Consider the following 25087-nt stretch of genomic DNA (forward strand, 5'->3'; position numbering starts at 1 on the left):
GAAGCGCCTGGAGCACAAATCAACAGCCACGTTTAACAGAGCAATATTTTAATTGGTTACGGGCTTTTTCAAGAATCCCAATAATAATGCAGAAACAATGGATCCAATCACAACAGCTAATAAATACATTACCCAGCTGCCGTCTACAAGTGGAATAACGAAGACTCCACCATGCGGGGCACGTAATCCGATACTGAACATCATCGATAAAGCACCGGCAATAGCTGAACCTGCCATAACAGAAGGAATCACACGAAGTGGATCAGCTGCTGCAAATGGAATCGCTCCTTCGGTGATAAAAGATAACCCCATAATATAGTTTACTTTTCCTGCTTCCTGATCTTGTTTGCTAAACTTTTTCTTAAATAATGTTGTAGCAATAGCGATTGCTAATGGAGGAACCATACCCGCAGCCATAATGGCAGCCATTGGTTCATAAACACCATTTGCTAATAACCCAGTACCAAACACATAAGCTGCTTTGTTGACTGGGCCGCCCATATCAAAGGACATCATTAATCCTAAAATAATTCCAAGTAAAACAGCATTTCCTGTACCTAAACCAGATAACCACTCAGAAATAGCTGTATTTAATGCACCCACAGGCTTATTAATAACAAATAACATAATGAATCCAGTTAAAGCGATTCCTAATAATGGATATAACAAGATGGTTTTAATTCCTTCAAGAGAAGAAGGCATGCCGGATAGAAGCTTTTTCAATCCTACTACTAAATAACCTGCTAAGAAACCTGCAACAAGCCCGCCTAAAAATCCAGCACCACCACTTGTTGCCAGCATTCCGCCGACCATACCTGCTGCAAAACCTGGGCGATCAGCTATACTCATGGCGATAAATCCTGCTAAAATGGGAACCATTAACGCAAAGGCATTTCCGCCTCCGATTGTCATTAGTGCTTCAGCAATAGGATGATAGGTTGGATCATCAGGATTTGCTGAATTAATACCGAACATAAAGCTGATTGCGATTAAGATACCTCCGCCGACAACGAACGGAAGCATATTAGAAACACCGTTCATTAAGTGCTTATAAATAGTAGAACCGACACCTCTTCCAGTTTGTTCGCTTTCCTGACTTGATTTTCCATTGCCGCTGTAGATTGGAGCATCTTGCTTTAACGCTCTTTCGATAAGTTCTTTTGGTTTACGAATACCATCCGCGACGGCAGTTTCAATTACATGCTTGCCATTAAAGCGGTTCATTTCAACTTTTGTATCAGCAGCCACAATAACGGCCACTGCATTTTCAATTTCTTCTGCTGTTAACACATTTTTAGCACCGCCGGAACCGTTTGTTTCAACCTTAATATCAACACCCATCTCTGCCGCTTTGGCTTTTAGCGAATCAGCAGACATATACGTATGGGCGATACCAGTCGGACAAGCCGTTACAGCAACAATAAATTCTTTCTTACCAGCCATGGATTGTTCTTCTTCTTTTTCTTCCTGATCATGAGAATTAATAATGGATAATACTTCATCAGCTGTACTAGCTTCTAAAAGCTGTTTGCGTACTTCACCTTTTAAAAGAATCGTAGAAAGTCGAGAAAGTGCTTCTAAATGTGTATTGTTTGCCCCTTCTGTCGCTGCAATCATAAAGAAGAGGTGGGAAGGCTTACCATCGAGAGATTCATAGTTTACACCAGCTTTTGATCTCCCAAACGCAATCGCTGCATGTTTAACAGCGTTTGTTTTTGCATGTGGGATCGCAATCCCTTCACCAATCCCTGTTGTACTTTGTTCTTCTCTATTTATAATGGCCTTTTTATATTCTGCACGATTACTTAACTTGCCTGCATTGTCTAGAACCGATACTAACTCTTCGATGGCGCCGGTTTTTGTTGTACTTGTTATTGAAAGGTTGATGGTTTCTTTTGTTAATAGCTCTGTAATCCTCATCATCATTCTCCTCTTGGGTTTGTCTTTTCTACTAGTACTTGAGGGAGCAAGCCTTCCATTTTTTCTCGTGTGCATAATCCGATGGAAAAGGCAGTCGCGCTGCCAGCTGCCACACTAAAACGAAAAGCTTCTTCTATCGATTTTGTTTTTTCATAGGTTGCAATGAAGCCGGCTACCATGGAATCTCCAGCACCCACTGAGCTTTTTACATCACCTTTTGGGCTAGTGGCGATTAAGGCGAGGTCCTTATTGATGAGGACAGCACCTTTTTCAGCAAGAGATACAATCACATTTTGTGCACCTTGTTTGATAAGCTCTCTGCCATAAGGAATGACCTCTTCACAAGAGTTAATAACGGTATTAAATAAGTCACCCAACTCGTGATGATTTGGTTTTATTAGGAAGGGGTTTAATGGAAGTACCTTCTTAAGTAACTCACCTTCTGCATCGACAACGAATTTCGTGCCATTTTCATTACATAGCTTTACAAGCTCTTCATACGTACTTTCTGGCATAGTAGATGGAATACTGCCAGCGAGAACAAGGATATCTTCGTTTGTTAACTCTCGAATTTTTCCTTTCAAGGCATTCAAGTTTTCCTCTGTAATGTGAGGTCCTTTTGCATTAATTTCTGTTTCTTTTTCTGACTTAAGCTTTATATTAATTCTTGTGTCTTCATCGACCTTCACAAAGTCAGTGTTTATACCGTGTGCAGTTAAAAACTTTTCAATATAATCTCCAGTAAAACCACCTAAGAATCCAAGAGCATGACTGTCAACGTCTAATCTTTTTAAAACTTGAGAAACATTAATTCCTTTTCCGCCTGGAAATTTGGTTTCGTTTTTTGTTCGGTTTAACTCACCGAGCGTTACCTGTTCTACCTCTACGATATAATCAAGTGATGGGTTTAACGTAACTGTATATATCATGATGTAACCACCTTAATTTTTGTTTTGCTGTGATAATGCTCCTGCGTAACAGGGTCTATTTCATTTGTGATAATGGTTGCCAGGTGTAAATCAGCAATTTTTGCAAAAGCAATTTCCGAGAATTTTGATTCATCCGAAACCACAAATGCTTCACGAGATAAAGAAATCGCTAATTTTTTGACCATTGCTTCTTCGGGATCGGGTGTGGTATAGCCAAATTGGGAGTGAATTCCGTTTACTCCCATAAAGCACTTATCAAAACGATAATGTTCCAGACTGTCTAATGCCCCGCGTCCAATTAAGGCTTTTGTTGTTGGCTTAGCATATCCACCTATTAAAAAAGTTTTTATATTTTTTTCAAGTAGTTCATTTACGTGTGTTAATCCGTTTGTTACTGCCACGATGTTCTCAGGAAGGAAAGGAATCATTTCGAATATAGTGGAACCTGCATCCAAATAGATACAGTCTCCTTCTTCCACTAAGCTACCAGCGTACTGTGCAATTTGACGTTTAGATTGAAGGTTTTTGGAGGATTTCTCAATCATGCTTGGTTCCTGGAGCTTTCCTTGCAGCCTTGCAGCACCACCATGGACTCGCTTGAGAAATTTTCCTTCTTCTAGCTGTATAAGATCTCTTCGGATCGTGGACTCAGAGGAATTTGTTAATTCCACGAGTTCTTGAAGTTTAACTGAACTCTTTACTTTTAATGCTTCTAATATGATTTGATGGCGTTCTGGCTCTAACATCTTTACCGCCTCCTAAAACGCTTTCATTATGATTACTAACCTCATTTTACAATTGGAAACAGCAAAAATCAATCAAAAAGATTCAAAAACATTCTTTTTCGTTCAAAAAACTTCAAATAAAAAAGGATGCCTTTAGCATCCTTGTAACAGGTAGAGATAGTATTCCCAAAATGAAATTAAAAAGGTTCTTTCTTAATGCTTTCACCATTTAGCAATTCCCTCTAGAAATTAGTAAAACCAACACAAATTTCATAGTTTAATAATACTAATTGGAAACTGTGAAGGGGGCGAACGTTTTCTTCACCTTTTTAGATTCTTCACGCTTTTGAGAATTAAAACAGTTTTAGTTAAAAATATAGATATATTTGAAACCTTATTGAGTATAATACGTATATGTACAGGTAGCGGTATTGTAAAAAATTTTTATAGATAGGAAGAATAAATTTGGGCACAAATATAATGGTAGTAGCAAATTATATCTATGATATTTACTATTGGTTAATTTTGATTAATATTTTTGGATCTTGGTTTCCGCAATTTCAAACGAGTAAAGTTGGCCTCTTGATAGGGAGACTTGTTAATCCTTACTTGTCTGTCTTTAGAAAATTTATCCCGCCTCTAGGTATGATTGACTTTTCACCAATCATTGCGATTTTGGCCTACAGCTTTATCGGGAGATTTGCTCTAGCGGGTCTACAGCAGCTGTTAATCATGGCAGGTGCCTTTTAATTAATTATGAAATGGAAGCTAGGGCTTTACTTACATTTAGGTGTAGGTAAAGCCCTATTTCTATCATATTTATCAGAAAATATTAGTATCACTTAACTGGTAATATAAGGTATTCTAGAAAAATAGGATGATGAAAGGGGGAGATTTTGATGAAGTCTGCTTTAATACTCGGGGGAACGCAATTTGTTGGCAAAAGATTGGTGCAATTATTAGTAAATGAAGAAGTAGAAGTGACCATTGCGACAAGAGGTTTGATGCCTGATTCCTTTGGTAATCAAGTTACTAGATTGTTAATGAACCGTGAAGACACAGAATCAATGGATCAAGCTTTTAAGGATAAGGAATGGGATGTTGTTTTCGATCAAACCTGTTATTCATCACAAGAAGCCCTTGATACGCTGAAGGCACTAAATGGAAAAGTTAAAAAGTATATATTTACTTCGAGTCAGGCAGTTTATGATTTTGGGACAAATTGTACAGAAGAAAGCTTTAATCCAATGGAGTTTCAGCCTGTATTAAAATCCAGGAGGGACTACATAGGTTATGTAGGATATCAGGAAGCAAAACGAGCAGCGGAGGCAATCCTTTTTCAGAATGCAGACTTCCCTGTGACTGCCGTCCGTTTTCCAATTATTATTGGAAAAGACGATTATACCAATCGTTTAAACTTCCATGTTGAGCATGTGAAAAAAGGAAAAGCGATGTTCATTGAACATCCTACCTTTAGATATAGTTTTATTGACTCAGGTGAAGCGGCTTCCTTTTTATTAAGTATGGCGAAGTCAGATTATTATGGACCGATTAATCCAGGATCTGAGGAAGATACCAGTTTGAGCGAATTAAACGGACTAATGGAGGATTTAATTGGAACTAAAGCTATCTTAAGTGTAGATGGTGATCCATCTCCCTATAACTTGCCTGGATCGTGGTCGGTGAATACGAGTCTTGCTCAGTCAATGGGGTTCAGTTTTACATCATTGAAAAGGCTTTTGGAAAATTTAATTCATCATTATTCAAAGTTTTAATCAAGGGGGGAATACTGTGAGTATTCGGAAGGCAACAATAGATGAGCTAGATTCTTTAACGGAACTATTTGATTCCTATAGAGTGTTCTATGAGCAAGAGTCTGATATACAAGGTGCCAAGTTTTTTATTAAAGAAAGATTATTAAATGAGGATTCAGTCGTTTTTATCGCATATGATGAAATTCGAGCGGTTGGTTTTGTTCAGTTATATCCAACATACTCATCTGTCAGTATGAAGCGGTCGTGGATTCTAAATGATTTATATGTAAATGCATCTGCTCGCAAAAAGGGTTTTGGAGAGAAACTAATTCAAAAAGCCATTGAATTTGCAGAGGAAACAGGTGCCAAAGGATTATCATTAGAAACAGGGCAGGAAAATGTAACAGCGCAAAGACTATACGAAAAAATCGGCTTCAAAAAAGAATCCAATTACTTTTACTATTTTTCTTTATAAATGGATAAGATGACACATACTACCTTTAGATGAAAAAATTCGTTGGAGGTAGCTAGAATGAATAATGAAACACAAAATGATACGATTATTTGTAATGAAGCGTTGCGTGGTAAACCGTATCTGGATATTGACCGTGTGATTACAGAAGGTAACCCAAAAAGTTCAAATCAATATGGAAGCAATCCGGAAGCGGCGGATAAATAAATCATTTTAGGTGAAAAGAGGCGATAAGCCTCTTTTTTTTGGAGTTAATCTAAAATTGAAGACTCATGATGACCAAAAATTATAAAAAACGTGGAAAGTAGTAACCATAAAGGCTCTATGATGACCGAAAATCATAGAAAAAGAGGAAAGTGGTAACCATGAACCGTTTCCTATCCAATGACCCCAGCCATGAATGGAAAGTAAATTTTATTATCTATCTTTTTCGAATTTTAGTAATATATTAGGTATACCATTTAAATGTAAAGGGAGGATGTCCCATGGAAATTAGACAACTTACCTCTTTGGATGCAGAAAAATACCGGGATCTAAGATTAGAAGCCTTAAAACAAGCTCCAGAAGCATTTTTAACTAGTTATGAAGACGCTATGAAAAGGGAAAATCCGATTGCTCAGGTTGAAAGTAATTTAAAAACAGAAGGTAGTTATACTTTTGGGGCTTTTGAAGGTGATGAGCTAATTGGAGTTGTAACACTCCTTCAAGAAAAGGCAGAGAAAATACAACACCGGGCAAACATTTATGCGATGTATGTTACTCCAAAGAAACAAGGCGCAGGTGTGGGGAAAGCATTACTCACAGAAGCAATTACTAAAGCAAAATCAATTGAAGCGATTGAAAAAATTAATTTATCAGTCGTTGCAAGTAATGAACCAGCTAAGAAACTATATACGAGACTAGGATTTAAAGTATTTGGACTTGAAGAAAAAGCTATGAAACTGAATGGCGTTTATTTGGATGATGAACATAGGGTGCTGCATTTAAAATGAACAAACCTACCATTAGACAAGCAACCATCCAAGATTTACAAAGAATAGTATCTATTTTTGACTCTTATCGTGAGTATTTTGGCCAGAAAAAAGACCAGGATATGGTGGAAGAGTTTCTATTTGATAGATTTGAACACTTAGAATCCGTTATTTTTATCGCAGAGCAACAAGATGAAGTGATTGGATTTGCACAGCTCTATCCTGTATTTTCTTCCTTAACATTACAACGTGTGTGGCTGCTAAATGACTTTTTCATTGCTGAAGAGTTTAGGGGAAGCGGGGTCGGATCACAGCTTTTTACGGCCGTGAAGGAATTTACCTTATTAACAAAATCAAAAGGCATTGAACTATCAGTCGAACATACAAATAAAAAGGCATGGAGTTTTTGGGAAAAACAAGGCTTTAAACAAGATAAAGAATTTCGGTATTATTTTTATAAGCTTTAACTAAAAAAGAGGTGGATAGAATGACAGCAAATAAGCAGGGAAGTATTGCGGCAGAAATCAAAGCTGATGGGTCGTTTAACCGGCAGAAGAATAGATTTAGTACACCGTTTGGATTCGGTGAAGGTGAATTGCCTGTTGAAGCAGGGAGATATCGACTATTATGGTCAGCAGTCTGCCCATGGGCACATCGTTCAGTGATTGTCAGAAGAATACTAGGATTAGAAGATGTAATCAGTTTAGGTACCGCTAGTCCGATGCGACCAAAACTTACACATGTAGACTGGGAATTTTCTTTAGATGAAGGCGGGGTAGACCCTGTTTTAGGAATTCGCTATATGAGCGAAATCTATAAGAAAACAGATCCGGATTATTCGGGGAGGCCTACCGTTCCTGTCATCGTGGATGTGAAGGAACAAAAGGTTGTGAACAATGATTATTTCAAACTCACAAACTATTTGGAAACAGTCTGGTCGGCCTTTCGTAAGGAAAATGCTCCAGATTTATACCCTGAATCCTTACGCGAAGAGATTGATGCCTTAAACGATGTCATCTTTCATGAAGTGAACAATGGTGTGTATAAATGTGGATTTGCTCAATCTCAGGAAGCGTATGAGCTGGCATATGACACTTTGTTCGCTAGGTTAGATGAATTAGAGAAGCGCCTTTCATCACAACGTTTCCTACACGGAGACTATATTACCGATTCCGATGTACGGCTATACGCTACATTAGTCCGTTTCGATGCTGCCTATTACTCCGCATTTAAGACCAATCGAAATCGGATTGTTGATTTCCCACATCTATGGGGTTATTTACGAGATTTATATCAAACACCTGGTTTTGGTGATACCACAGATTTTGATGCAATTAAAAAGCATTATCATCTATCGAACCACATAGCAAGCAATGATCAAAAGGGGCATAATGGTATTTTGCCAAAAGGACCGGACCTTTCAGGACTTCTTTCTCAGCATAACCGCCAAGAATTAAGTAATAAGGAAGAAAAATTTCTCATACGTTAAGAAGGGAGTTGAGGTAATGATTATTCGTAAAGCTTTAGAAAGCGAATTACCATATATACGAGAACAAAGAGTAATCTCTTACAAAGAGCATGCTGCAATCATCCCTGAGGGTCATTGGCAGGCATTGAAACAGGCCATTTTATCGACGGCCGATATAAAGCCTGGAGTTGAGCTGCTAGTAGCAGAAGTAGATGGGGTGATTCTCGGAAGTGTTGCTTTGTTCCCGGCAGAGACAGATGCCTATGAAGGTAATGTTGACGCGGTGGATTATCCGGAAATACGAATGCTCGCGGTTTCTCCAGCAGCGCGCGGGAAGGGAGTGGCTACGGCCTTAATTTCTGAATGTATTAAGCTTTCAAAAGAGAAGGGGCACCATTCAATTGGGCTTCATACAGGCGAATTTATGAAAAATGCAATGAAACTATATGAGCGGCTTGGTTTCGAAAGATTACCACAATATGACTTTATTCCTGCAAACGATGGCATTATTGTAAAAGCCTATCGACTATCCTTAAACAATGAGTAGGCGAAATACTATGATAAAAATTTGTAAAGCAAATCGTGATTATGTACATGGAATTTCTAAAGTATGCTCAGATGGGTACCGGGCCACGTACAGTAAAACACATAGTAAAGGATATATTGAGAGGATTATAAAAGAATTTTACAATACTGAGAGAATAATGAGCGAAGTATCCACTACCAGCAAGCAGTGGGGAGGATATTTTGTTGCAATTGAAAATGACGAAGTAGTCGGGGCTGGTGGTGGAGGAATGATCAGCGGAACTGCAGGAGAAGTTTTTGTTTTGTATCTGGATCCCAGCCGGCGTAATGAGGGAATTGGCACCAAACTCCTGGATGCTATCACGAAGCAGCAGAAAGAAGACTATAATGCCTCCGAGCAGTGGGTTTCTGTTAATAAAGATAATATAAAAGGAATTCCTTTCTATGAGGCAAGAGGATTTGTTTTACAACATGAACAACATGGGTATGGAAATGAAGTGGGAGAAAGCTACATATCATTAAGATATTGTCGTCCGATTTAATAAGGTATTTTAAAGAGCTAGGCTTCAAGGCAACATAAGTAATCAATTAAAAACACTTGTCATAGTGACAAGTGTTTTTAATTTTCTTTTGTAGATACTACAGGTACTGTTTTTATTTTATAGATGAAGTAATAATATTTATATATCACAATCAATACAAACATGACCCGGACCATTAGACTATCAAGGATGAAAAAGGGAATGGCAATCATCACATCAGCGAATAACAAAATCGTGAGCTTTTGTTTAAACGTCATCGACCTCTCTTTTACAAAAGTCTCTAAGTGGCGTTTATAGAGAGTGGTACCCTTAAACCAAATTTCAAAGCGCTCAGATCCTTTTACAAAACAGTAGGAAGCTAGTAATAATAACGGAGTTGTCGGTAACACTGGCAAAATAAGACCCAGAACTCCTAAGCCCAGGGCAATAAAACCGATAATAATATATAGAAGTTTTACAATTTTATTCATATCGCTTTGTCCCCTGTTCGTTCAATGTACCTCTATATTATAGCACTTTAAAAAAGAAAGTTTTTTGACAGAATAAGTACATTAAAACTGTTTTAACCACCATTATGTTAAAATAATGAGGTCTAGAGAATGGGGGCTGCTATTAAATGATTACATTCTATAAAGTTATCGTAGTGATACATATTTTTTCAGCGATTATGGGAATGGGTCCAGGCTTTATCCTTACGACCGTTGTAAAGTCGGGAAAGACAATGACAGAATTAAGGCATTCCTATGCCGTTAGACATAAACTGCATATATTTGTGATGGTGGGCGGTATGCTTTTACTCATCACAGGTTTAATAATGGGCTTCATGAATCCAAGCCTGTTCCGGATGGGCTGGTATGTAACAAGTCTCGTACTTTTTTTAGCAGCGCTCGCAAGTGGACCGATTTTGTTATCACCGAGTTCTAAGCCAGTAAAGGCTTTATTAGCCTCTCACCAGGGGGAGGAAATCCCTGAAGAATATTATCGTTTATCAAAAATTCTATTCAGATATGAACACCTAGCAAACTTTATTTTTATTATCATTATAGCTTTAATGATTTTAAAACCATTTTAATTTTAAAAAGGTATGGCACAGATTTGGTAGCCATACCTTTTTACGCTTAAATATCAGAAAATAGATATTCTATTACTTCAGGAAATCTCTTTTTAAACGAAGAATAATTGTGCTCACCATTTGTAATCGTTTGGTAGCGGGTATCTTCAATTTTGCTACTCAAAATTTCATAGATGGATTGAATCATTTCTGTAAGCTGGTTATTCAAATCTTTATCATCGCTGACTTCGTGAGTACCAAAATCCATATAAAACCTCTCAACTGCAGACAAATCAGAATTTCTAACGAACACCTCGAGTTCCTCTTGGTTGCGATAATATCCAGGAGATATCGCCGCAATTCGCTTGAAAATATGTGGATAAGTGCAGGCTGCATATGTAGAAATAAGACCTCCTAATGAAATTCCAGCCATCGAAGTATGTTCCTTAAGAGTTCGGTACTTATCGTCTATTAATGGTTTCAGTTCATTTACGATAAAGTCCAAGTATTGTTCACCTTTACCACCAGAAGAGCTGGGATGACCAATTACTTTCTCTGCGATTGCTCCAGATACCCATGGACAGTATTCGTTAAAGCGTTCTTCTCCTTCAGGATTTAAGTCGATTGCTACCACGATTAATTCCATTTTGTTTTCATCTAAGAAATTTTTTAATCCTAAAGATACGCCCTTAATGGCTCCTTCATCTTCAAAAACATTTTGCCCATCGTGCATATACAAGACTGGGTATCGTTTTTTAAATTCATGATAACTCAAAGGCAGATACACTCGAATCATTCTTTCTTGAAGGAATGAGGACATATAAACGTGAAATTTTTCTATCATCAGCACACCTACTATTCTGTAAACTCTACTTCATTAATTTAGCATATTAGTAAGAAAAGTGGTGGAATAAAAACAGGCTGGGGAGATCGATTTGTCTCACCAGCCTGCGGGAATTGTAATTATCCCTTTAAAGAATCAATTAACCCCACCAGAATCTGTCTCTTCTACATCTTCTGTCGTCATCTCTTCTGTCATCATCTCTTCTGTCATCATTTTTTCTGTCATCATCGCCAACAATTCTTACTCTATCAGCACGGATAATAACTTCTTCTGCATCAATAAAAACTCTTCTGACTTCTCTGCGATCATCATCATCACGACGTCTTCTTTCATTAGACATTCCATATCCCCCCTTTCAAGGTTGTACTATAAAATATGCTCTTACAAAATTAAGTGCTTGGACAAATTACACATATTTTCTCTCGAAATAATTTATCTCAATAAAGCTAAGAAGGATATTTGTTATACGATGTGGAAATAAGGTAAAAATAGAGGATAGTGAAAGGTTCCCTTGATTGGAGGATGGTCAATATGGATATAGTTGAAAAGGCGCTGCAGTTAGCTAGTAAGTTTCATGAAGGACAATATCGGAAAAATACGGACATTCCGTATATTACACACCCTGTGGCTGTGGGAATGTTGTTAGTAAAGAACGGGTACAGTGAGGAAATTGTTGCATCCGGAATCTTACATGATACGGTTGAGGATACGGAACTAACACTTGAAGACATCAAAAGGGAATTTGGAACAAAGATTGCTGAAATCGTTGAAGGCAGTTCAGAACCCGATAAATCCCTTCCATGGAAGGACAGGAAGGAGCATACCATTGAATACTTAAAAGGTGCTTCGGAGGAAATTCGAATTGTTGTTTGTGCAGATAAACTACATAATATTCGGTCCATTATAAGAGATTATGAACTAGTTGGCGAAGAGGTTTGGGCCAGATTTAATGCAGGAAAGGAACAACAAAAGTGGTATTACACAAATATAGTAGAAAGCTTGGGGAGCCAATCCACTTTTGATTTACTTACAGAATTACGAAATGAAGTCAATCGACTTTTCAGGGAGACGGCCTAGGATGAAGGAGTATAAGGTTCATACATATGAAGAAGCTATAGAGGTAATAAGAGCAATTGGGTTTCTACCATTGGCGAAACTCATCCCTAATTATCCCTCACTCGATAGTATAACTGCGAAGGAACATTGGTATACCGGTTCCGAGCTGGATCCATGGCTGTGGCGTGCAAAGTTTCCAGGAGATGGATCAGCCGCATATGGTAAATTTGTTAAAAAGAAATCTGTTTTACTATCTACAGAACTGTTACCTTTCATTCGTGCTATTTTAGGATCCCCACTTTCGGTAGAAGCTCGGTATCAGGATGGGCTAATGTCGAAAGAAGCTGTAGAGCTGTTTGCGCTTATTAAGGAGAATGAAGGAATAGACACTAGAGTATTGAGAATAGAAGCAGGAATGAAGGATAAAGAAAAGAAGAAGTTATTTGATAATGCCCTGCTGGAGTTGCAGGGTTCCATGGATATATGTGTTTCAGGGACGAAAGCGAAGACGAATGATGATGGTGAGAAAAACGGCTGGAGTAGTACCTCTTTTGAAACAATGAACTATTGGGCAAAGAATCATAGAATTGATGGGAGTCAGATTGAAAAGGAAGAAGCGAAAATGAAGGTAAGAGATCATTTTGCCTCCATTTGCAGTACTGAGGCAATGAAAGCCTTCAATAAAATATTTGGGCTATAGAGGAAATCACGACGATTTCCTTTTTTTGATGCTCAATCAGACTGTAACGTAAACCATCTGCACCCCATTTTTTAAAACAACCCGTGATACGAGCGTGTCCACTCTATCCAACAATTTCATATTTTATATAAAAGGAGATGAAAAATATGAGTTGTAGAAAAAAAACGTTTTCGCTCTGCGTTTTTCCAGGTTACAGATGGTGCGGACCGGGCTGCAGCGGTCCAGGTGCACCTATCAATGATTTGGATTCCTGCTGTTACAAACATGATTTATGTCTGGAACGTGGAAACTCCCCTTGTTACTGTGATAAACGATTTATGGAATGCCTTCATTCCAAAATTAATCCTTGTACAAAAAAGGGCAGGCAGGCGAATGTCATATATAAATTCATGAAACTAAAAACAGGTTTCACATGTGGTCATCATAACAGATGCTAGGCAAAATTATTTTAGACAGGCTTTTTTCTCCAATCTGCAAATCCACTTATAGAATACCAATAAGATAAGTAATAGAATAGGATCAAGAATAGCGGCATGCCACAGTTTCCACCAGCCATAATGAAAATATCCCCACGGTTCAGGAAACAGAGTAATGACCTCGTAAATTAAAATTGCAATAACGAAAATAATAAAAAAAAGCAATTGTTTAACCCAGCCTTTATTATGAGGATACCAATTTAAAAAAAATATATTTACTGGTGGAATTAGGAACACATGAGGGAGTATTCCCCGCCAATCTAAATCTTTGTCAAAGTACCAGTATGCATGATATTTGAATTCAATAAAAATATCGAAAAGAACTTGAAAGGAAATCGTAAATAACCAAATATGAAGAATTTGATTGCCTGATAGTAATTTATTTGTTTTAAAACCCAAATAGTTAAAGGTGACAATTGCGATTAAAAGTCCTATCATAACATTTCCCTTTTTTTAATTTAATGTGTCCATAAAGGAAGGTACTATGCAAAGGATAATAAGCATTCAGATAATATTTAATTATAAATTTTTACAGTAAATCCTATATAGTTTTCCTAATAATATGTCTGATATAATAGTTTATAGAAGTAGTGCCCTTGAAAGGTCACTACTTTTTCTTAAATGTAGATATAGTCAGGGAAACCATTATAATAATGAAATAACATGAAAGGAGCTTTGGCCACAGCTGTGATTATGTCAGTCAGCTGTCATGCAGCAGGCAGGACTAATCGATTTTGATTAGTTGGGAGATGAACAAATACCAATGTTAAAAAAATTCGGATCACTAAATGAGCTTAAGATACGTATTTATCTTTGGGTTGTCCCATGTATTATTATTGCCCTCATCTCTAATACACTTCTACAAAATATTGATGCCACAAATAAATTTCAATTTACAATTAATAATACTCTCTCAATATGGTTTATCATCAGTTGGTTTTTACTATACAAAAGACTTTTTGTTCAATTTACTGAATACTCCAATTTGGCATTAGTCAGTTTTTATCATGTTACGACGTTTTTTGACGCAGTCCGCAACTACATGGTAGTATCAGGCGGGTCTCTTGGGGATTTTATTATTTGGATGCCGATTATAACCTTGTTCTTTTTCTTAACTTTAGGAACGAAACGAGGGTTATACTATTCTATTGTCATTTTTCTTACAACATTTGTTACGGGAATTATGTATATCAATAGTCTTTCCTCAGAATCAATTGATTCGTTAGGTCAATATTACTTTGCCAATCTTGTTTACATTATTGTTCTCTACTATGCTCAGCATGTGTTTAAGACTTATGCTGATCTCGAAATGTTTAAAAAGTACGCTTATTATGATTCATTAACGAGAATTGCGAATCGTCTGCGGATTGATGAATGGCTTGAAAAGAAGCTTAAGGTTTTTGAGGATAAGAAAGAAGGATTCTCCGTTATTTTCTTTGACATTGATCATTTTAAGTTGATCAATGATAACTATGGTCATAAAATTGGGGATGAAGTTCTAGTAGAGTTAGCGGAACTCATCCAACATCAGCTTGACAATCGAGAGCTATTTGGACGTTGGGGTGGGGAAGAGTTCATCATTATCTCTAATACAGTTGGTGAAGAAACCGTTAAGTTTGCCGAACACTTAAGAAAGGTTGTTTCTGAACACAGCTTCAAAGAAGCAGGAAACCTAACAGCAAGTTTTGGAGTTACCAATTCTAAACCAGGTGACAGTATTGATTCTTTATTGAATCGAGCTGATAAAGGTTTATATGCGTGTAAAAACTGCGGAAGAAATCAAGTTAGTTATATCAAATAAAGGGTTGGTGCGAGATTGGGCACCAACCCATTTTTTATTTCTATAGGTTTTGAATTTCTCAATTCAACAGCGTCACTTTCATTGCCTAAATGGAAATTCTGCACCTTCCGTACGAATTCTTCCGTTTCTAACATCAATATTTCCTTCTATTTTTCCATCCTTAGAAATAACATGGACGATATACGTTCCTTCACCGGGATAGTAGGAGATGTTTGTAATCTTAAAGGATTCTTCAGGATAATTTTCCTTAAGGTAGGCAGAAACGAGTTCTCTGCTATTTTCCTTTGTGACTGGGTTTCCATTTAAAGAGAAATAGATGAAAACAAACAAAAGCAACACGATACCAATAATTGATAAAAAAGTAGCTTTTGCCTTCATATAGAAACACCCCTTAATCTAATGATATCTATTTACATTATAGTGTAAAATTACACCTTTTGGCACGTTTTTATTCTGGAAATATGAAAAAGGGCAAAAAAAGAGCCCGGTACACCTGTACCAAGCTAAATTATGGGAAGTTTTAAGAATAAGGTTCCTTAAACCTTAAGACTCAAATAAGTTATCTTTATAATAAGATAAACATTTGTAGAAGTTATAGAGAAGTTATGTGGAATTTGTGAAGATGAATTTTTGGCAAAAAAAAGGATTGGTACACTCAGTACCAATCAAATTATGGGAAGTTTTTAAGAATAAGGTTCCTAAAACCTAAGTCTCAAATAAGTTATCTTTATAATAAGATAAACATTTGTTGAAGTTATAGAGAAGTTATGTGGAATTTGTGAGGATAAAAAAATTTATTCTAAAGAGTGAAAATGGATAAAAAATCTAATAATAATTGTGCAGTTTCAATTTATTATTAGGAGATGAATTTTTGAGCAGATATTTAACCAGATTCATGCTTTTGTTTCTTTCATTAGTATTAATCTTCCCAGCTTTCACAAATGCGGAAGAGAACAAACAGGCTGAGCGACAAACGCAAGCGCAGCCACTTAGTCAGAAAACTGCCCAACTTAGGGTTGATTTGAGGCATTTTTGGAATGAACACGCTTTTTGGACAGAAAAGTTGGTAGTTAGTTCAATTGCAGGGTTAGAGGACCAAGAACAGGTGCTAGCAAGATTATTGAAAAACCAGGACGATTTAGGAAATGCCATTAAACCCTTTTACGGAGAGGTAGCCGGCAACAAACTTGGTCTGTTGTTGAGAGAACATATTCAAATTGCCGGTAAAGTGGTAGCTGCAGCAAAAAGCGGGAATCAGGCTGATTTCAAAAAGTACAATGCCGAGTGGTTTAAAAATGCAGATGATATTACTAACTTTTTAACTGCTGCAAATCCAAATTACAATAAAAAAGTATTGAAAGAAATGATGTATACGCATTTAAAACTAATCACAGATGGTGTGGTTGCCAAACTGAATAAGGATTGGAATGCGAATATTACGGCCTTAGACAAAAATCAAGAACATCTAATGCATATGTCAGATTTCCTTGCAGACGGAATTATCAAGCAGTTCCCTAATAAGTTTTAAGAAAAATGGAGCCCTACTTTGTAGTTGGGACTCCATTTTTTTAATGTGGTAAGAATGCAAGCTGATAAAAGAATAATACGGCGAATACATAGAGAAGCGGGTGAACCTCACGCCATTTTCCTTTGGCAATCTTCAAAAGCGGGTAGCTGATAAAACCAAGTGCAATTCCGGTTGCAATGCTCGAGGTTAACGGCATACTCAGAATCACTAGGAATGCAGGAAAAGCTTCATCTAATTCGTCCCATTTAATCTTCGCTATGCTTCCCATCATCATGCTGCCTACAATAATAAGAGCAGGTGCGGTAATCGCAGAAATCCCTGACACTGCACTGACAAGAGGTCCAAAGAATGCTGACAAAATAAATAAGACAGCAACGGTTAGAGACGTTAAGCCAGTTCGTCCTCCTGCAGCCACTCCTGAAGTGGATTCAATATATGCTGTTGTTGGACTTGTACCAAACATAGCACCAATTGAGGTTGCAATAGAGTCGGATAGTAAGGCTTGGCGTGCACGCGGAAATTTCCCGTTTTTCATTAATCCAGCCTGATTAGCAACACCAATCATTGTGCCAGTAGTGTCAAAAATCGTTACTAAAATAAATGAAAAAACAACGGCATATAGACTGTGCCCAATGACATCACTTAAAGCTTTAATAGGGTTTCCTACCATTAATCCTTCAGGAAGAGATGGAAGTGACACAAATCCTTGGTCAAAAGAAAGCTGGTTCGTAAAAAAGGCGATTAGCCCAGTAATAATCATTCCAAAAAATAAAGCTCCATTGATTCGGAGCACCATTAGTATTAATGTAATGGCCAGTCCGACAATTGCAAGCGCAGCTGAAGGAGATTTAAGATCACCCAAACCGACAAGATTGGTAGGATGAGCAGTAATGATATGCGTAAGTCTTAAACCAATGAAGGCAATAAATAAACCAATACCTGCTGTAATCCCATGTTTGAGGTTTTCTGGAATCGCATCAATTAATTTTTCTCTGAAAGGTGTTAAAGACAAGATAACAAAGATGATACCGGCAATAAAAACAGCTGCAAAGGCTGTTTCATAGTTAATATTTTGCCCTCCGCCAACGACTGAATAGGCGAAGTATGCGTTAAGTCCCATTCCAGGTGCAATGGCGATTGGATAATTTGCGAATAATGCCATCCAAAGTGTCCCAACAACTGCAGAGATAATAGTTGCCGTGAATACTTGTTCAAATGGAACACCTGCGTCTGCAAGAATGACTGGGTTCACAACAACAATGTAGACCATTGTAAAGAAGGTCGTAATTCCCGCGAGTAGTTCTGTTTTTGTATTTGTTTGGTTTTCTTTAAGTTTAAACATAGGATTCCTCCAAAAAGCGAACATTTTTTAACAACTTTTATATAATATTCGTTTTTAACGAGTATTTCAATACTTCTTAAAATAAAACAAAAATTTGCTCTAATAATATAAAACCTTTTTCCTTCTTCATAGTCTAAAATTTAGGGAACATGAGCTAAGCAGAGGGATGAAGGATAGTTGGATAAAAAGTGCAATCATTGCTTGAGCAGTCTTTAAACGGGGAAGAAATCGATATCAAGGTGATGGCATATATTCTATATCTAAGACATTTCCAGATGAGGGAGATTATTTTGTCATTGCCCATGTTACCGCAAGAGACATGCACAATATGCCTAAAAAGGAATTTAAAGTAATAGCATCTGAAAATAATATTGAATAAAGATTAAAATCAAAAAAAGTGGTTCATCGACGATGAACCACCTTGTAAATAAAAATCGTTTTTATTTTTCTTTTTCGTGATTATCATCAATTATCCCTTTTGTTGATTGTTTAAATTCTCTTAGTGTTGAGCCGAATGCTCTTCCTATTTCTGGTAACTTGGAAGGACCAAATATAATAAGGGCGAGCATTACAATTAGTATTAAACCTGGTATTCCGATATTTTGAAGCATAGTTTCCCTCCTAAGATTTTTTTGTAATTCCTCTTTGAATCTCCATTTCTACAATAGATTCAGGAAAAAAACTCGTTAATATCAATTTCCTTACCAAGTTTTTTTAGTCCTTGATTAATCTTAATTATTGTGGAAAATCTCGGACGATAGTCCTGATTGAAATATAATTTTAAGATCGTACTTTTACTAAGATTCGATACTCTTTCTAAATCAAATATATTAATGTCTTTTTGTTCATCCATCCATTTACCAAACTTACTTCTTTTTTCATAGCCCATTACCATTCACGCTTTCATTTATATTAATTTGACATTGATTAGAGCTTAAAATTTTACAAAAAAAGCTGTAAAATACATGATTAATATTCCGAGAGTAAACCCCGCAAAATTCATCCACGACACAAAAGGTTCATTATTCTTTTTGTGATCTTCCATAAGCATTTTGGAGATGACGAAGATTACTTGCAATATTGCACCTGCACCAATACCAAGAAATACTGCACCCCAGATTGGTGAAAAGATAAATCCTCCGAACCAAGTTCCCAAAATCGCAGGCGCACCTGCAATCGTTCCTAATAACACAAATTGGCTGATTTTTGGCTTAGTTGATAATAATGGAGCTGCAATCCCAATCCCCTCGGTAATATTATGCAGGGTAAATCCTATAATTAAAAACGTACCTAATGCAGCTTCACCAAGTGCAAAGGAAGAACCAATCGCCAAACCTTCACCAAAATTATGAAGTCCAATCCCAGTTGCCATCAATAAGGCAATTCCTAGCGGCGAATACCCATTTCGTTTTTGCCTTTGTTGTTGGTACTGGTCAAATCCAATCAATAGGAGAAAAGAAAGGACGGTGCTAATTATGACTACCATGTTTCCTTGGAAGACAGAGGGTGCTTCAGCTCCAATTTCAAATCCATCAAATAACGTCCCAAAAAATAAGAATAGTAGGAGACCAACAGTAAGTGCAAGAATGGCATTTATCCAACTTTTCTTCATACGCTTCATAAATGGATACCACAATAGACCTAAAGTAATGGGAACAATTCCTACATAAAATCCAATAAAACCGTAATTCAATACATTATCCCATGAAAATTCAGGAGTTAAGGTGGCTGCATCAATCGTTGCTTCGGTTATGATTCCATTTTCAGAGATAAATAGAATGGTATGGGGATCGCCTTCAACCCATGGATAATTAATAGTTACCTTAGCATCTTCAAACCGTTTAAGTGTAGAATTTGGGGTCATGGAAAATGTCCAAACAGAATCATCAACAATTACTTGTGATACTGTCAAAGTCTCTGGACCAGTATTACTGAGATCCAGTTCAAATCCTGATTGGACAATTTTTATTTTTTCAACGTTTAGGACTTCAATTGGAGCAGCAGGATCCCGTTCTACTCCAGCCCCATTTTTAAATACCCATCCTAACACCAGCAGTAACAGAACTAGAGGAATTAGAAAGGTAATCAGCCATTTTGCTTTCATAATCATTTACACTCCTTTCTATTCAACCTCAAAAAATCCCATCCAGCCCAGCTCCGCAAATTCACTTACATGAGCGTGAAACATATATTTTCCTTTGTATGGAAAGCGAACTTCAAGTATCCCACGTTCACCCTGGCATTGCATAACGGTGTCTGTAAATTGAGATGGGTTATCATTTCTACCTGTTGGAATATAGGTGAAATAGTTGGCATGTAAATGGAATGAGTTTAACAGGTCAAACTCGGTTAAATTGCTTAAATAAATGCGGACAAGCTCATCCTTCTTGATTTTAATGGGATGATTCATAAATGCAAATGCGTAGCCATTTACCGTATAAAATTCATTTGCACCATCTAAATCTAAGTCATACGCATTCATAACAATATTTAATTCTAATGCTGGTTCCCTTGGTGTTTTTGGATCAATAATAAAATTTCCATATAAACCTTTATGAATATGTCGGCGTAAAGGTAAAACATGGCAATGATAAATTTGTAATCCATAGGGCTTTGCTTCAAATTCATACGTAAAGGATTGGCCTGGAGCAATAGCCTCTAATCCATCCATTTCTGGTGGGTGAATACCATGGAAATGAATTGAGTGTGGATGACTTCCTTGGTTAATAAAATGAAACCGTAGTAAATCCCCTTCGGTACAACGAAAGGTTGGTCCTGGAATCGTCCCATTGTAGGTCCATCCTGGAAACTTAATTCCTTTTGCAATTTCAATTTCCTTATCAATTGCAACAACCTTGTATTCGCGTAAAGTCCGACCATCTGAAAGATTCGTCACTTTTCCATAATCAAATTCGGTTAAGAGACGTTCAGCCATTTTATAACCTTCTGTTTTTTCAGAATCATGCATAGTAGTGTGATTTGTGGAATGACTGTTGTGACTAGATGTATGACTGTCAGCATGAACCACATTAGAGAATGGTGCAACCTTATTAAAATATATACTTCCTGCTATCCCCAGTGCCCCAGTAGTTCCGATTTTTAATATATCCCGCCGAGAAATTTTCTTGTCAGCCATTCTTTGACCTCCCCTTAAAAAGTTTCCTTAATGCAAATTTATTTGTGTTTGCCAATACTCTATGATAAGGACAAACTTTTTGTCAATCACCAAATGAAGATTTTTATAAAAACATTCAAATAAATGTTTGACCGTTAAAATAGTTGTTGTATATACTAATAATCAAATGAAGGTTTGAATAAGGAGGAGTAATCTTTTGAAACATGAAGATGTATGTGAAGTAACCTGCGTGGATGAAGATAAAGTAAATCGTGTAAAAGAAGTTATTTCACACAGAGATACCATGTCTGTTGCACAAATATTTAAAGCGTTGTCTGACGACACTAGAATTAAGATTGCTTACGCCTTAAGTGAGGAAGATGAATTGTGTGTATGTGATGTAGCGAATATTGTAGGAAGTACAACTGCTACTGCGTCTCATCATTTACGACTTCTTCGAAATTTAGGTTTAGCGAAATATCGTAAGGAAGGCAAATTAGTGTATTATTCATTAGATGATGATCATGTAAGACAACTAATTCAAATAGCCTTTACTCATCAATTGGAGGGGAAAACTCATGAGTAATGCTGGTTTGGAAAAAACAAATGAGAAAACCGTTTACCGAGTACAAGGATTCACCTGAGCTGGCTGTGCCACTAAGTTCGAAAAGAACGTAAAACACCTGGATGGTGTTTCTGATGCAAGTGTAAACTTTGGTGCTGCAAAACTTACTGTTTATGGGAATACAACAATTGAGGAAATTGAAAAAGCTGGTGCTTTTGAAAACATAAAAGTTGTTCCTGAAAAACAAAAAATTGAAGAGAAAAAAGTGCCGTTCCTGCAAAAACACTCAACTGTCATTGCCTCATTGGTATTCTTACTTATTGGTTGGTTTTCAGGGCAATTAAATGGGGAAGAGAGTACTTCATCCATTTTAGCTTATGGGGCTTCAATGGTAGTCGGTGGTTACCGACTTTTTAGTACAGGATTAAAGAATTTATTTCGTTTAGAGTTTGATATGAAAACATTAATGACCATTGCGGTCATTGGTGCTGCATTTATCGGTGAATGGGGTGAAGGAGCAACCGTTGTTATCCTGTTTGCCATAAGCGAAGCTCTTGAATCATATTCAATGGATAAGGCACGTCAGTCCATACGATCATTAATGGATATCGCTCCAAAGGAAGCACTAATTCGAAGAGGAAATAAAGAGTTAACTGTTGAAGTTGACGAAATTCAAATCGGCGACATTATGATTGTAAAACCAGGCCAAAAAATTGCGATGGACGGGATTGTAATTAAGGGATTATCAGCAGTTAATCAGGCTGCCATTACGGGTGAATCTGTCCCCATTGCAAAAAACATAAATGATGAGGTATTTGCTGGAACGTTAAATGAAGAAGGTTTGCTTGAAGTTAAAGTAACCAAACATGTTGATGACACAACTATTGCAAAGATTATTCATTTGGTCGAGGAAGCTCAAGCAGAAAGAGCTCCTTCTCAGGCATTTGTCGATCGATTTGCAAAGTATTATACTCCACTCATTATGCTTGTAGCATTAGTTGTAGCTGTGATACCACCTCTGTTCTTTGACGGAGATTGGGATAAATGGATTTATCAAGGTTTGGCTGCTCTAGTGGTTGGTTGTCCATGTGCTTTAGTCATTTCAACCCCAGTTGCAATCGTAACAGCAATAGGAAATGCGGCTCGAAATGGCGTTCTAATTAAAGGTGGAATTCATTTGGAGGAAATGGGAGCAATCAAAGCTATTGCCTTTGATAAAACAGGAACTTTAACCCATGGTGTCCCAGTCGTAACGAATTATCTTCCACAATCAGATACAAAACCTAATGAATTGCTCACAATTATTGCTGCATTGGAAAATGGCTCACAGCACCCATTAGCTTCAGCAATAATGAAGAAAGCAGAAGAAGTGGAATTACCATATCGACACCTTCCTATTGAAGAATTTACCTCGATTACAGGTAAAGGCATAAAAGGAAAAGTGAACGATAAAATGTATTATGTAGGCAGTCCTAATTTATTTGATGAAATCTTAACGAATGGAATTCCATCAAACCTTAAAGCGACCATCTCCGAATTACAAAATCAAGGAAAGACTGTTATGGTTGCGGGGACTGAAACAGAAATATTGGGACTACTTGCAGTTGCTGATGAAGTAAGAGGAAATAGTAAATCTGTCATACAAAAACTCCACTCGATAGGCATTCAAGAAACCATTATGTTAACGGGGGATAATTCAGGAACCGCCAATGCAATTGGGAATCAAGTAGGGGTATCTAACATAAAGGCAGAACTATTACCTCAAGACAAATTAACCTTTATTAAAGAACTAAGAAATAAATATGACCGTGTTGCAATGGTCGGAGATGGTGTGAATGACGCACCAGCATTGGCTGCTTCTACAGTTGGGATAGCCATGGGCGGAGCTGGAACAGATACTGCTCTTGAGACGGCAGACATTGCCTTAATGGCAGATGATCTTGGAAAACTTCCGTTCACCGTAAAGCTAAGTAGAAAAGCCTTGGCTATCATTAAACAAAACATCACGTTTTCATTAGGTATCAAACTTGTTGCATTACTATTAGTAATACCAGGTTGGTTAACCCTTTGGATTGCAATATTCGCTGATATGGGTGCGACACTTATTGTCACATTAAATGGCTTAAGGCTTCTCAGGGTAAAAGACAAATAAGAAGAGGCTTCCCAAACAATTGGGAAGCCTTCTTTGTTAAAAGGGTGAAATTACATGATTTATGATGTTATTGTTATTGGAGGAGGTCAAGCTGGACTTTCCGTGGGATATTATTTAAAACAAACAAAATTATCGTTTCTCATCTTAGATAAGGGAAGTGCTGTCGGTGAAAGTTGGAAAAATAGATACGATTCCTTAACCCTGTTTACACCACACTCTTATAGTTCTCTACCAGGGTTATTATTAAATGGGGAGGAAAAACAGTATCCTACTAAAGAAGAAATTTCGGATTACTTAAAATTGTATGCAAATACTTTTTCGCTACCTATTCAACTTAATACCTCAGTTTTGAATTTGGATAAAAAAGATCATTTTATATTGAACACCACAAAAGGTGAATATCCTAGTAGAAATGTAATTGTAGCAATAGGTCCTTTCCAAGAACCATTCATCCCAGAATTTTCACAACTTCTTTCAGAAAATATCCTTCAACTTCATTCATCAAAATATAAAAATCCTAATCAATTAAAGCGAGGTGACACACTCGTCGTGGGAGGGGGGAATTCAGGGGCTCAAATTGCTGCTGAAATATCAATGGAAAGAAAGGTGTATTTGTCAGTTGGACAGCAACTAAAATTCCTGCCCCAGAATATAGCCAACAGAAGTATTTTTTGGTGGTTTGATAAATTAGGAGTCTTAAAGGCTAATGTACATAGTAAAGTTGGTCAATTTATAAAGAATAAACCAGACCCTATATTTGGATTCGAGCTTAAATCACAAGTAACCAATGGTAGGGTGGTATTAAAACCTAGAGCAATTTCAGCTAATAAGAATGATATATTCTTTTATGACAATACCCGATTAAAAGTGTCGAATGTGATTTGGTCCACTGGATTCAAATCAGATTATAGTTGGCTAAAAATCCCCGAAGTTTTAGATGAAAAAGGGCTCCCAATACATCAAAGAGGGTTAACTTCAATTAATGGATTATACTTTTTGGGTTTACCTTGGCAATCTCGAAGGGGATCAGCATTACTTCAAGGAGTAGGAACAGATGCAAAATATATTGTTGAAAAATTATTAAGGGATGAATAATGGGTTCCAATCCTTTGTACAAGTCATGGGAAACTTAGATACGAATATAATGTAAA

At 37.0% G+C, this 25087-nt stretch carries 29 protein-coding genes; 17 read left to right on the top strand and 12 right to left on the bottom strand.

Features of this window, described 5'->3' with window-relative positions; all coding sequences use genetic code 11:
* Positions 1-48: 48 nt before the first annotated feature.
* The 3 genes from CHI06_RS12880 to CHI06_RS12890 are packed head-to-tail and all read right to left on the bottom strand — an operon-like array spanning position 49 to position 3595.
* Complete coding sequence (locus CHI06_RS12880; protein ID WP_095248957.1) at positions 49-1920, bottom strand: PTS fructose transporter subunit IIABC; 1872 nt, start codon at positions 1918-1920, stop codon at positions 49-51.
* A 2-nt stretch (positions 1921-1922) separates the two neighbouring features.
* Positions 1923-2849: a 1-phosphofructokinase gene (gene pfkB / locus CHI06_RS12885; RefSeq protein WP_095248958.1), complete on the bottom strand. Its 927-nt coding sequence runs from the start codon at positions 2847-2849 to the stop codon at positions 1923-1925.
* Complete coding sequence (locus CHI06_RS12890; RefSeq protein WP_095248959.1) at positions 2846-3595, bottom strand: DeoR/GlpR family DNA-binding transcription regulator; 750 nt, start codon at positions 3593-3595, stop codon at positions 2846-2848. Before CHI06_RS12890 ends, pfkB begins: the two co-directional genes overlap by 4 nt.
* A gap of 444 nt (positions 3596-4039) precedes the next feature.
* Here CHI06_RS12890 and CHI06_RS12895 point away from each other — a divergent pair, with 444 nt between their 5' ends.
* The 9 genes from CHI06_RS12895 (at position 4040) to CHI06_RS12930 (ending at position 9306) form a co-directional block, all read left to right on the top strand.
* Entirely contained in the window at positions 4040-4324 is a 285-nt protein-coding gene (locus tag CHI06_RS12895) for a YggT family protein (RefSeq protein WP_206021580.1), read from the top strand.
* A 149-nt stretch (positions 4325-4473) separates the two neighbouring features.
* A complete protein-coding gene (locus tag CHI06_RS12900; RefSeq protein WP_095248960.1) occupies positions 4474-5349 on the top strand; it encodes an NAD-dependent epimerase/dehydratase family protein in 876 nt (291 codons plus the stop codon).
* 16 nt (positions 5350-5365) lie between these two features.
* On the top strand, positions 5366-5803 hold the full coding sequence (locus CHI06_RS12905; RefSeq protein WP_095248961.1) for a GNAT family N-acetyltransferase: 438 nt from the start codon (positions 5366-5368) through the stop codon (positions 5801-5803).
* Positions 5804-5860: 57 nt separating this feature from the next.
* Positions 5861-6007 carry a hypothetical protein gene (locus tag CHI06_RS29750; RefSeq protein ID WP_179292611.1) on the top strand — a complete coding sequence of 49 codons (147 nt, stop codon included), beginning with the start codon at positions 5861-5863 and terminating at the stop codon, positions 6005-6007.
* A gap of 278 nt (positions 6008-6285) precedes the next feature.
* Positions 6286-6792, top strand: coding sequence for a GNAT family N-acetyltransferase (locus CHI06_RS12910; protein ID WP_095248962.1), 507 nt, complete (start codon positions 6286-6288; stop codon positions 6790-6792).
* Positions 6789-7238 (top strand): GNAT family N-acetyltransferase, encoded by a 450-nt coding sequence (locus CHI06_RS12915; RefSeq protein WP_095248963.1) that lies wholly within the window; start codon positions 6789-6791, stop codon positions 7236-7238. Before CHI06_RS12910 ends, CHI06_RS12915 begins: the two co-directional genes overlap by 4 nt.
* Positions 7239-7258: 20 nt before the next feature.
* On the top strand, positions 7259-8260 hold the full coding sequence (locus CHI06_RS12920; RefSeq protein ID WP_095248964.1) for a glutathione S-transferase family protein: 1002 nt from the start codon (positions 7259-7261) through the stop codon (positions 8258-8260).
* A 16-nt stretch (positions 8261-8276) separates the two neighbouring features.
* Complete coding sequence (locus tag CHI06_RS12925) at positions 8277-8786, top strand: GNAT family N-acetyltransferase (RefSeq protein WP_095248965.1); 510 nt, start codon at positions 8277-8279, stop codon at positions 8784-8786.
* A 10-nt stretch (positions 8787-8796) separates the two neighbouring features.
* Positions 8797-9306, top strand: coding sequence for a GNAT family N-acetyltransferase (locus CHI06_RS12930; RefSeq protein WP_095248966.1), 510 nt, complete (start codon positions 8797-8799; stop codon positions 9304-9306).
* A 77-nt stretch (positions 9307-9383) separates the two neighbouring features.
* Here CHI06_RS12930 and CHI06_RS12935 read toward each other — a convergent pair whose 3' ends face one another.
* The gene (locus CHI06_RS12935) at positions 9384-9776 is read right to left on the bottom strand and encodes a DUF454 family protein (RefSeq protein WP_095248967.1); all 393 of its coding nucleotides are present in this window, start codon (positions 9774-9776) and stop codon (positions 9384-9386) included.
* Between the two features lie 146 nt (positions 9777-9922).
* Between CHI06_RS12935 and CHI06_RS12940 the strand changes: the two genes are divergently transcribed.
* Positions 9923-10378, top strand: a complete 456-nt coding sequence (locus CHI06_RS12940; RefSeq protein WP_095248968.1) for a DUF2269 family protein — start codon at positions 9923-9925, stop codon at positions 10376-10378.
* A 46-nt stretch (positions 10379-10424) separates the two neighbouring features.
* Here the strand turns inward: CHI06_RS12940 and CHI06_RS12945 are convergent, their stop codons facing one another.
* On the bottom strand, positions 10425-11201 hold the full coding sequence (locus tag CHI06_RS12945; RefSeq protein ID WP_095248969.1) for an alpha/beta hydrolase: 777 nt from the start codon (positions 11199-11201) through the stop codon (positions 10425-10427).
* Between the two features lie 139 nt (positions 11202-11340).
* Positions 11341-11541: a hypothetical protein gene (locus CHI06_RS12950; protein WP_095248970.1), complete on the bottom strand. Its 201-nt coding sequence runs from the start codon at positions 11539-11541 to the stop codon at positions 11341-11343.
* Between the two features lie 191 nt (positions 11542-11732).
* Here CHI06_RS12950 and CHI06_RS12955 point away from each other — a divergent pair, with 191 nt between their 5' ends.
* Both CHI06_RS12955 and CHI06_RS12960 read left to right on the top strand, forming a co-directional pair.
* Positions 11733-12278, top strand: a complete 546-nt coding sequence (locus tag CHI06_RS12955) for an HD domain-containing protein (RefSeq protein WP_095248971.1) — start codon at positions 11733-11735, stop codon at positions 12276-12278.
* Position 12279: 1 nt separating this feature from the next.
* Positions 12280-12957, top strand: a complete 678-nt coding sequence (locus tag CHI06_RS12960; protein WP_095248972.1) for an AlkZ-related protein — start codon at positions 12280-12282, stop codon at positions 12955-12957.
* Between the two features lie 443 nt (positions 12958-13400).
* Here CHI06_RS12960 and CHI06_RS12970 read toward each other — a convergent pair whose 3' ends face one another.
* Complete coding sequence (locus CHI06_RS12970) at positions 13401-13871, bottom strand: hypothetical protein (protein WP_095248974.1); 471 nt, start codon at positions 13869-13871, stop codon at positions 13401-13403.
* Positions 13872-14196: 325 nt separating this feature from the next.
* On the opposite strand from CHI06_RS12970, the gene CHI06_RS12975 reads away from it, so the two are divergent.
* Positions 14197-15234, top strand: a complete 1038-nt coding sequence (locus tag CHI06_RS12975) for a GGDEF domain-containing protein (protein WP_095248975.1) — start codon at positions 14197-14199, stop codon at positions 15232-15234.
* 78 nt (positions 15235-15312) lie between these two features.
* On the opposite strand, the gene CHI06_RS12980 is transcribed toward CHI06_RS12975, so the two are convergent.
* Positions 15313-15612 (bottom strand): YfjL-like protein, encoded by a 300-nt coding sequence (locus tag CHI06_RS12980; RefSeq protein ID WP_095248976.1) that lies wholly within the window; start codon positions 15610-15612, stop codon positions 15313-15315.
* A 493-nt stretch (positions 15613-16105) separates the two neighbouring features.
* Here CHI06_RS12980 and CHI06_RS12985 point away from each other — a divergent pair, with 493 nt between their 5' ends.
* Positions 16106-16762: a glycosyltransferase gene (locus CHI06_RS12985; protein WP_257009270.1), complete on the top strand. Its 657-nt coding sequence runs from the start codon at positions 16106-16108 to the stop codon at positions 16760-16762.
* Between the two features lie 40 nt (positions 16763-16802).
* Here CHI06_RS12985 and CHI06_RS12990 read toward each other — a convergent pair whose 3' ends face one another.
* The 4 genes from CHI06_RS12990 to CHI06_RS13010 all read right to left on the bottom strand — a co-directional run bounded on the left by CHI06_RS12990 (position 16803) and on the right by CHI06_RS13010 (position 21240).
* A complete protein-coding gene (locus CHI06_RS12990; protein ID WP_095248977.1) occupies positions 16803-18104 on the bottom strand; it encodes an NCS2 family permease in 1302 nt (433 codons plus the stop codon).
* 440 nt (positions 18105-18544) lie between these two features.
* A complete protein-coding gene (locus tag CHI06_RS12995) occupies positions 18545-18715 on the bottom strand; it encodes a twin-arginine translocase TatA/TatE family subunit (RefSeq protein ID WP_095248978.1) in 171 nt (56 codons plus the stop codon).
* Positions 18716-19038: 323 nt separating this feature from the next.
* On the bottom strand, positions 19039-20208 hold the full coding sequence (locus CHI06_RS13005) for a ZIP family metal transporter (RefSeq protein ID WP_095248980.1): 1170 nt from the start codon (positions 20206-20208) through the stop codon (positions 19039-19041).
* 18 nt (positions 20209-20226) lie between these two features.
* Entirely contained in the window at positions 20227-21240 is a 1014-nt protein-coding gene (locus CHI06_RS13010) for a multicopper oxidase domain-containing protein (RefSeq protein WP_095248981.1), read from the bottom strand.
* Positions 21241-21436: 196 nt separating this feature from the next.
* Here CHI06_RS13010 and CHI06_RS13015 point away from each other — a divergent pair, with 196 nt between their 5' ends.
* Genes CHI06_RS13015 through CHI06_RS13025 form a run of 3 tightly spaced genes read left to right on the top strand, consistent with a single transcriptional unit; the run spans position 21437 to position 25031 of the window.
* Entirely contained in the window at positions 21437-21805 is a 369-nt protein-coding gene (locus tag CHI06_RS13015; RefSeq protein WP_095248982.1) for an ArsR/SmtB family transcription factor, read from the top strand.
* Complete coding sequence (locus CHI06_RS13020) at positions 21798-23936, top strand: heavy metal translocating P-type ATPase (RefSeq protein WP_095248983.1); 2139 nt, start codon at positions 21798-21800, stop codon at positions 23934-23936. The genes CHI06_RS13015 and CHI06_RS13020 overlap by 8 nt, the downstream gene beginning before the upstream one ends.
* Before the next feature lie 54 nt (positions 23937-23990).
* The gene (locus CHI06_RS13025) at positions 23991-25031 is read left to right on the top strand and encodes a flavin-containing monooxygenase (protein WP_095248984.1); all 1041 of its coding nucleotides are present in this window, start codon (positions 23991-23993) and stop codon (positions 25029-25031) included.
* Positions 25032-25087 lie beyond the last annotated feature (56 nt).

The organism is Bacillus sp. 7884-1 (assembly GCF_002272245.1).
Lineage (GTDB): Bacteria > Bacillota > Bacilli > Bacillales > Cytobacillaceae > Neobacillus.

Excerpts from the sequence above, each read along its gene's own strand:
- CHI06_RS12880 (WP_095248957.1), bottom strand. The coding sequence starts at position 1,920 with ATGAGGATTACAGAGCTATTAACAAAAGAAACCATCAACCTTTCAATA.
- pfkB (WP_095248958.1), bottom strand. The coding sequence starts at position 2,849 with ATGATATATACAGTTACGTTAAACCCATCACTTGATTATATCGTAGAG.
- CHI06_RS12890 (WP_095248959.1), bottom strand. The coding sequence starts at position 3,595 with ATGTTAGAGCCAGAACGCCATCAAATCATATTAGAAGCATTAAAAGTA.
- CHI06_RS12900 (WP_095248960.1), top strand. The coding sequence starts at position 4,474 with ATGAAGTCTGCTTTAATACTCGGGGGAACGCAATTTGTTGGCAAAAGA.
- CHI06_RS29750 (WP_179292611.1), top strand. The coding sequence starts at position 5,861 with ATGAATAATGAAACACAAAATGATACGATTATTTGTAATGAAGCGTTG.
- CHI06_RS12910 (WP_095248962.1), top strand. The coding sequence starts at position 6,286 with ATGGAAATTAGACAACTTACCTCTTTGGATGCAGAAAAATACCGGGAT.
- CHI06_RS12915 (WP_095248963.1), top strand. The coding sequence starts at position 6,789 with ATGAACAAACCTACCATTAGACAAGCAACCATCCAAGATTTACAAAGA.
- CHI06_RS12920 (WP_095248964.1), top strand. The coding sequence starts at position 7,259 with ATGACAGCAAATAAGCAGGGAAGTATTGCGGCAGAAATCAAAGCTGAT.
- CHI06_RS12925 (WP_095248965.1), top strand. The coding sequence starts at position 8,277 with ATGATTATTCGTAAAGCTTTAGAAAGCGAATTACCATATATACGAGAA.
- CHI06_RS12930 (WP_095248966.1), top strand. The coding sequence starts at position 8,797 with ATGATAAAAATTTGTAAAGCAAATCGTGATTATGTACATGGAATTTCT.
- CHI06_RS12935 (WP_095248967.1), bottom strand. The coding sequence starts at position 9,776 with ATGAATAAAATTGTAAAACTTCTATATATTATTATCGGTTTTATTGCC.
- CHI06_RS12940 (WP_095248968.1), top strand. The coding sequence starts at position 9,923 with ATGATTACATTCTATAAAGTTATCGTAGTGATACATATTTTTTCAGCG.
- CHI06_RS12945 (WP_095248969.1), bottom strand. The coding sequence starts at position 11,201 with ATGATAGAAAAATTTCACGTTTATATGTCCTCATTCCTTCAAGAAAGA.
- CHI06_RS12950 (WP_095248970.1), bottom strand. The coding sequence starts at position 11,541 with ATGTCTAATGAAAGAAGACGTCGTGATGATGATGATCGCAGAGAAGTC.
- CHI06_RS12955 (WP_095248971.1), top strand. The coding sequence starts at position 11,733 with ATGGATATAGTTGAAAAGGCGCTGCAGTTAGCTAGTAAGTTTCATGAA.
- CHI06_RS12960 (WP_095248972.1), top strand. The coding sequence starts at position 12,280 with ATGAAGGAGTATAAGGTTCATACATATGAAGAAGCTATAGAGGTAATA.
- CHI06_RS12970 (WP_095248974.1), bottom strand. The coding sequence starts at position 13,871 with ATGATAGGACTTTTAATCGCAATTGTCACCTTTAACTATTTGGGTTTT.
- CHI06_RS12975 (WP_095248975.1), top strand. The coding sequence starts at position 14,197 with ATGTTAAAAAAATTCGGATCACTAAATGAGCTTAAGATACGTATTTAT.
- CHI06_RS12980 (WP_095248976.1), bottom strand. The coding sequence starts at position 15,612 with ATGAAGGCAAAAGCTACTTTTTTATCAATTATTGGTATCGTGTTGCTT.
- CHI06_RS12990 (WP_095248977.1), bottom strand. The coding sequence starts at position 18,104 with ATGTTTAAACTTAAAGAAAACCAAACAAATACAAAAACAGAACTACTC.
- CHI06_RS12995 (WP_095248978.1), bottom strand. The coding sequence starts at position 18,715 with ATGCTTCAAAATATCGGAATACCAGGTTTAATACTAATTGTAATGCTC.
- CHI06_RS13005 (WP_095248980.1), bottom strand. The coding sequence starts at position 20,208 with ATGAAAGCAAAATGGCTGATTACCTTTCTAATTCCTCTAGTTCTGTTA.
- CHI06_RS13010 (WP_095248981.1), bottom strand. The coding sequence starts at position 21,240 with ATGGCTGACAAGAAAATTTCTCGGCGGGATATATTAAAAATCGGAACT.
- CHI06_RS13025 (WP_095248984.1), top strand. The coding sequence starts at position 23,991 with ATGATTTATGATGTTATTGTTATTGGAGGAGGTCAAGCTGGACTTTCC.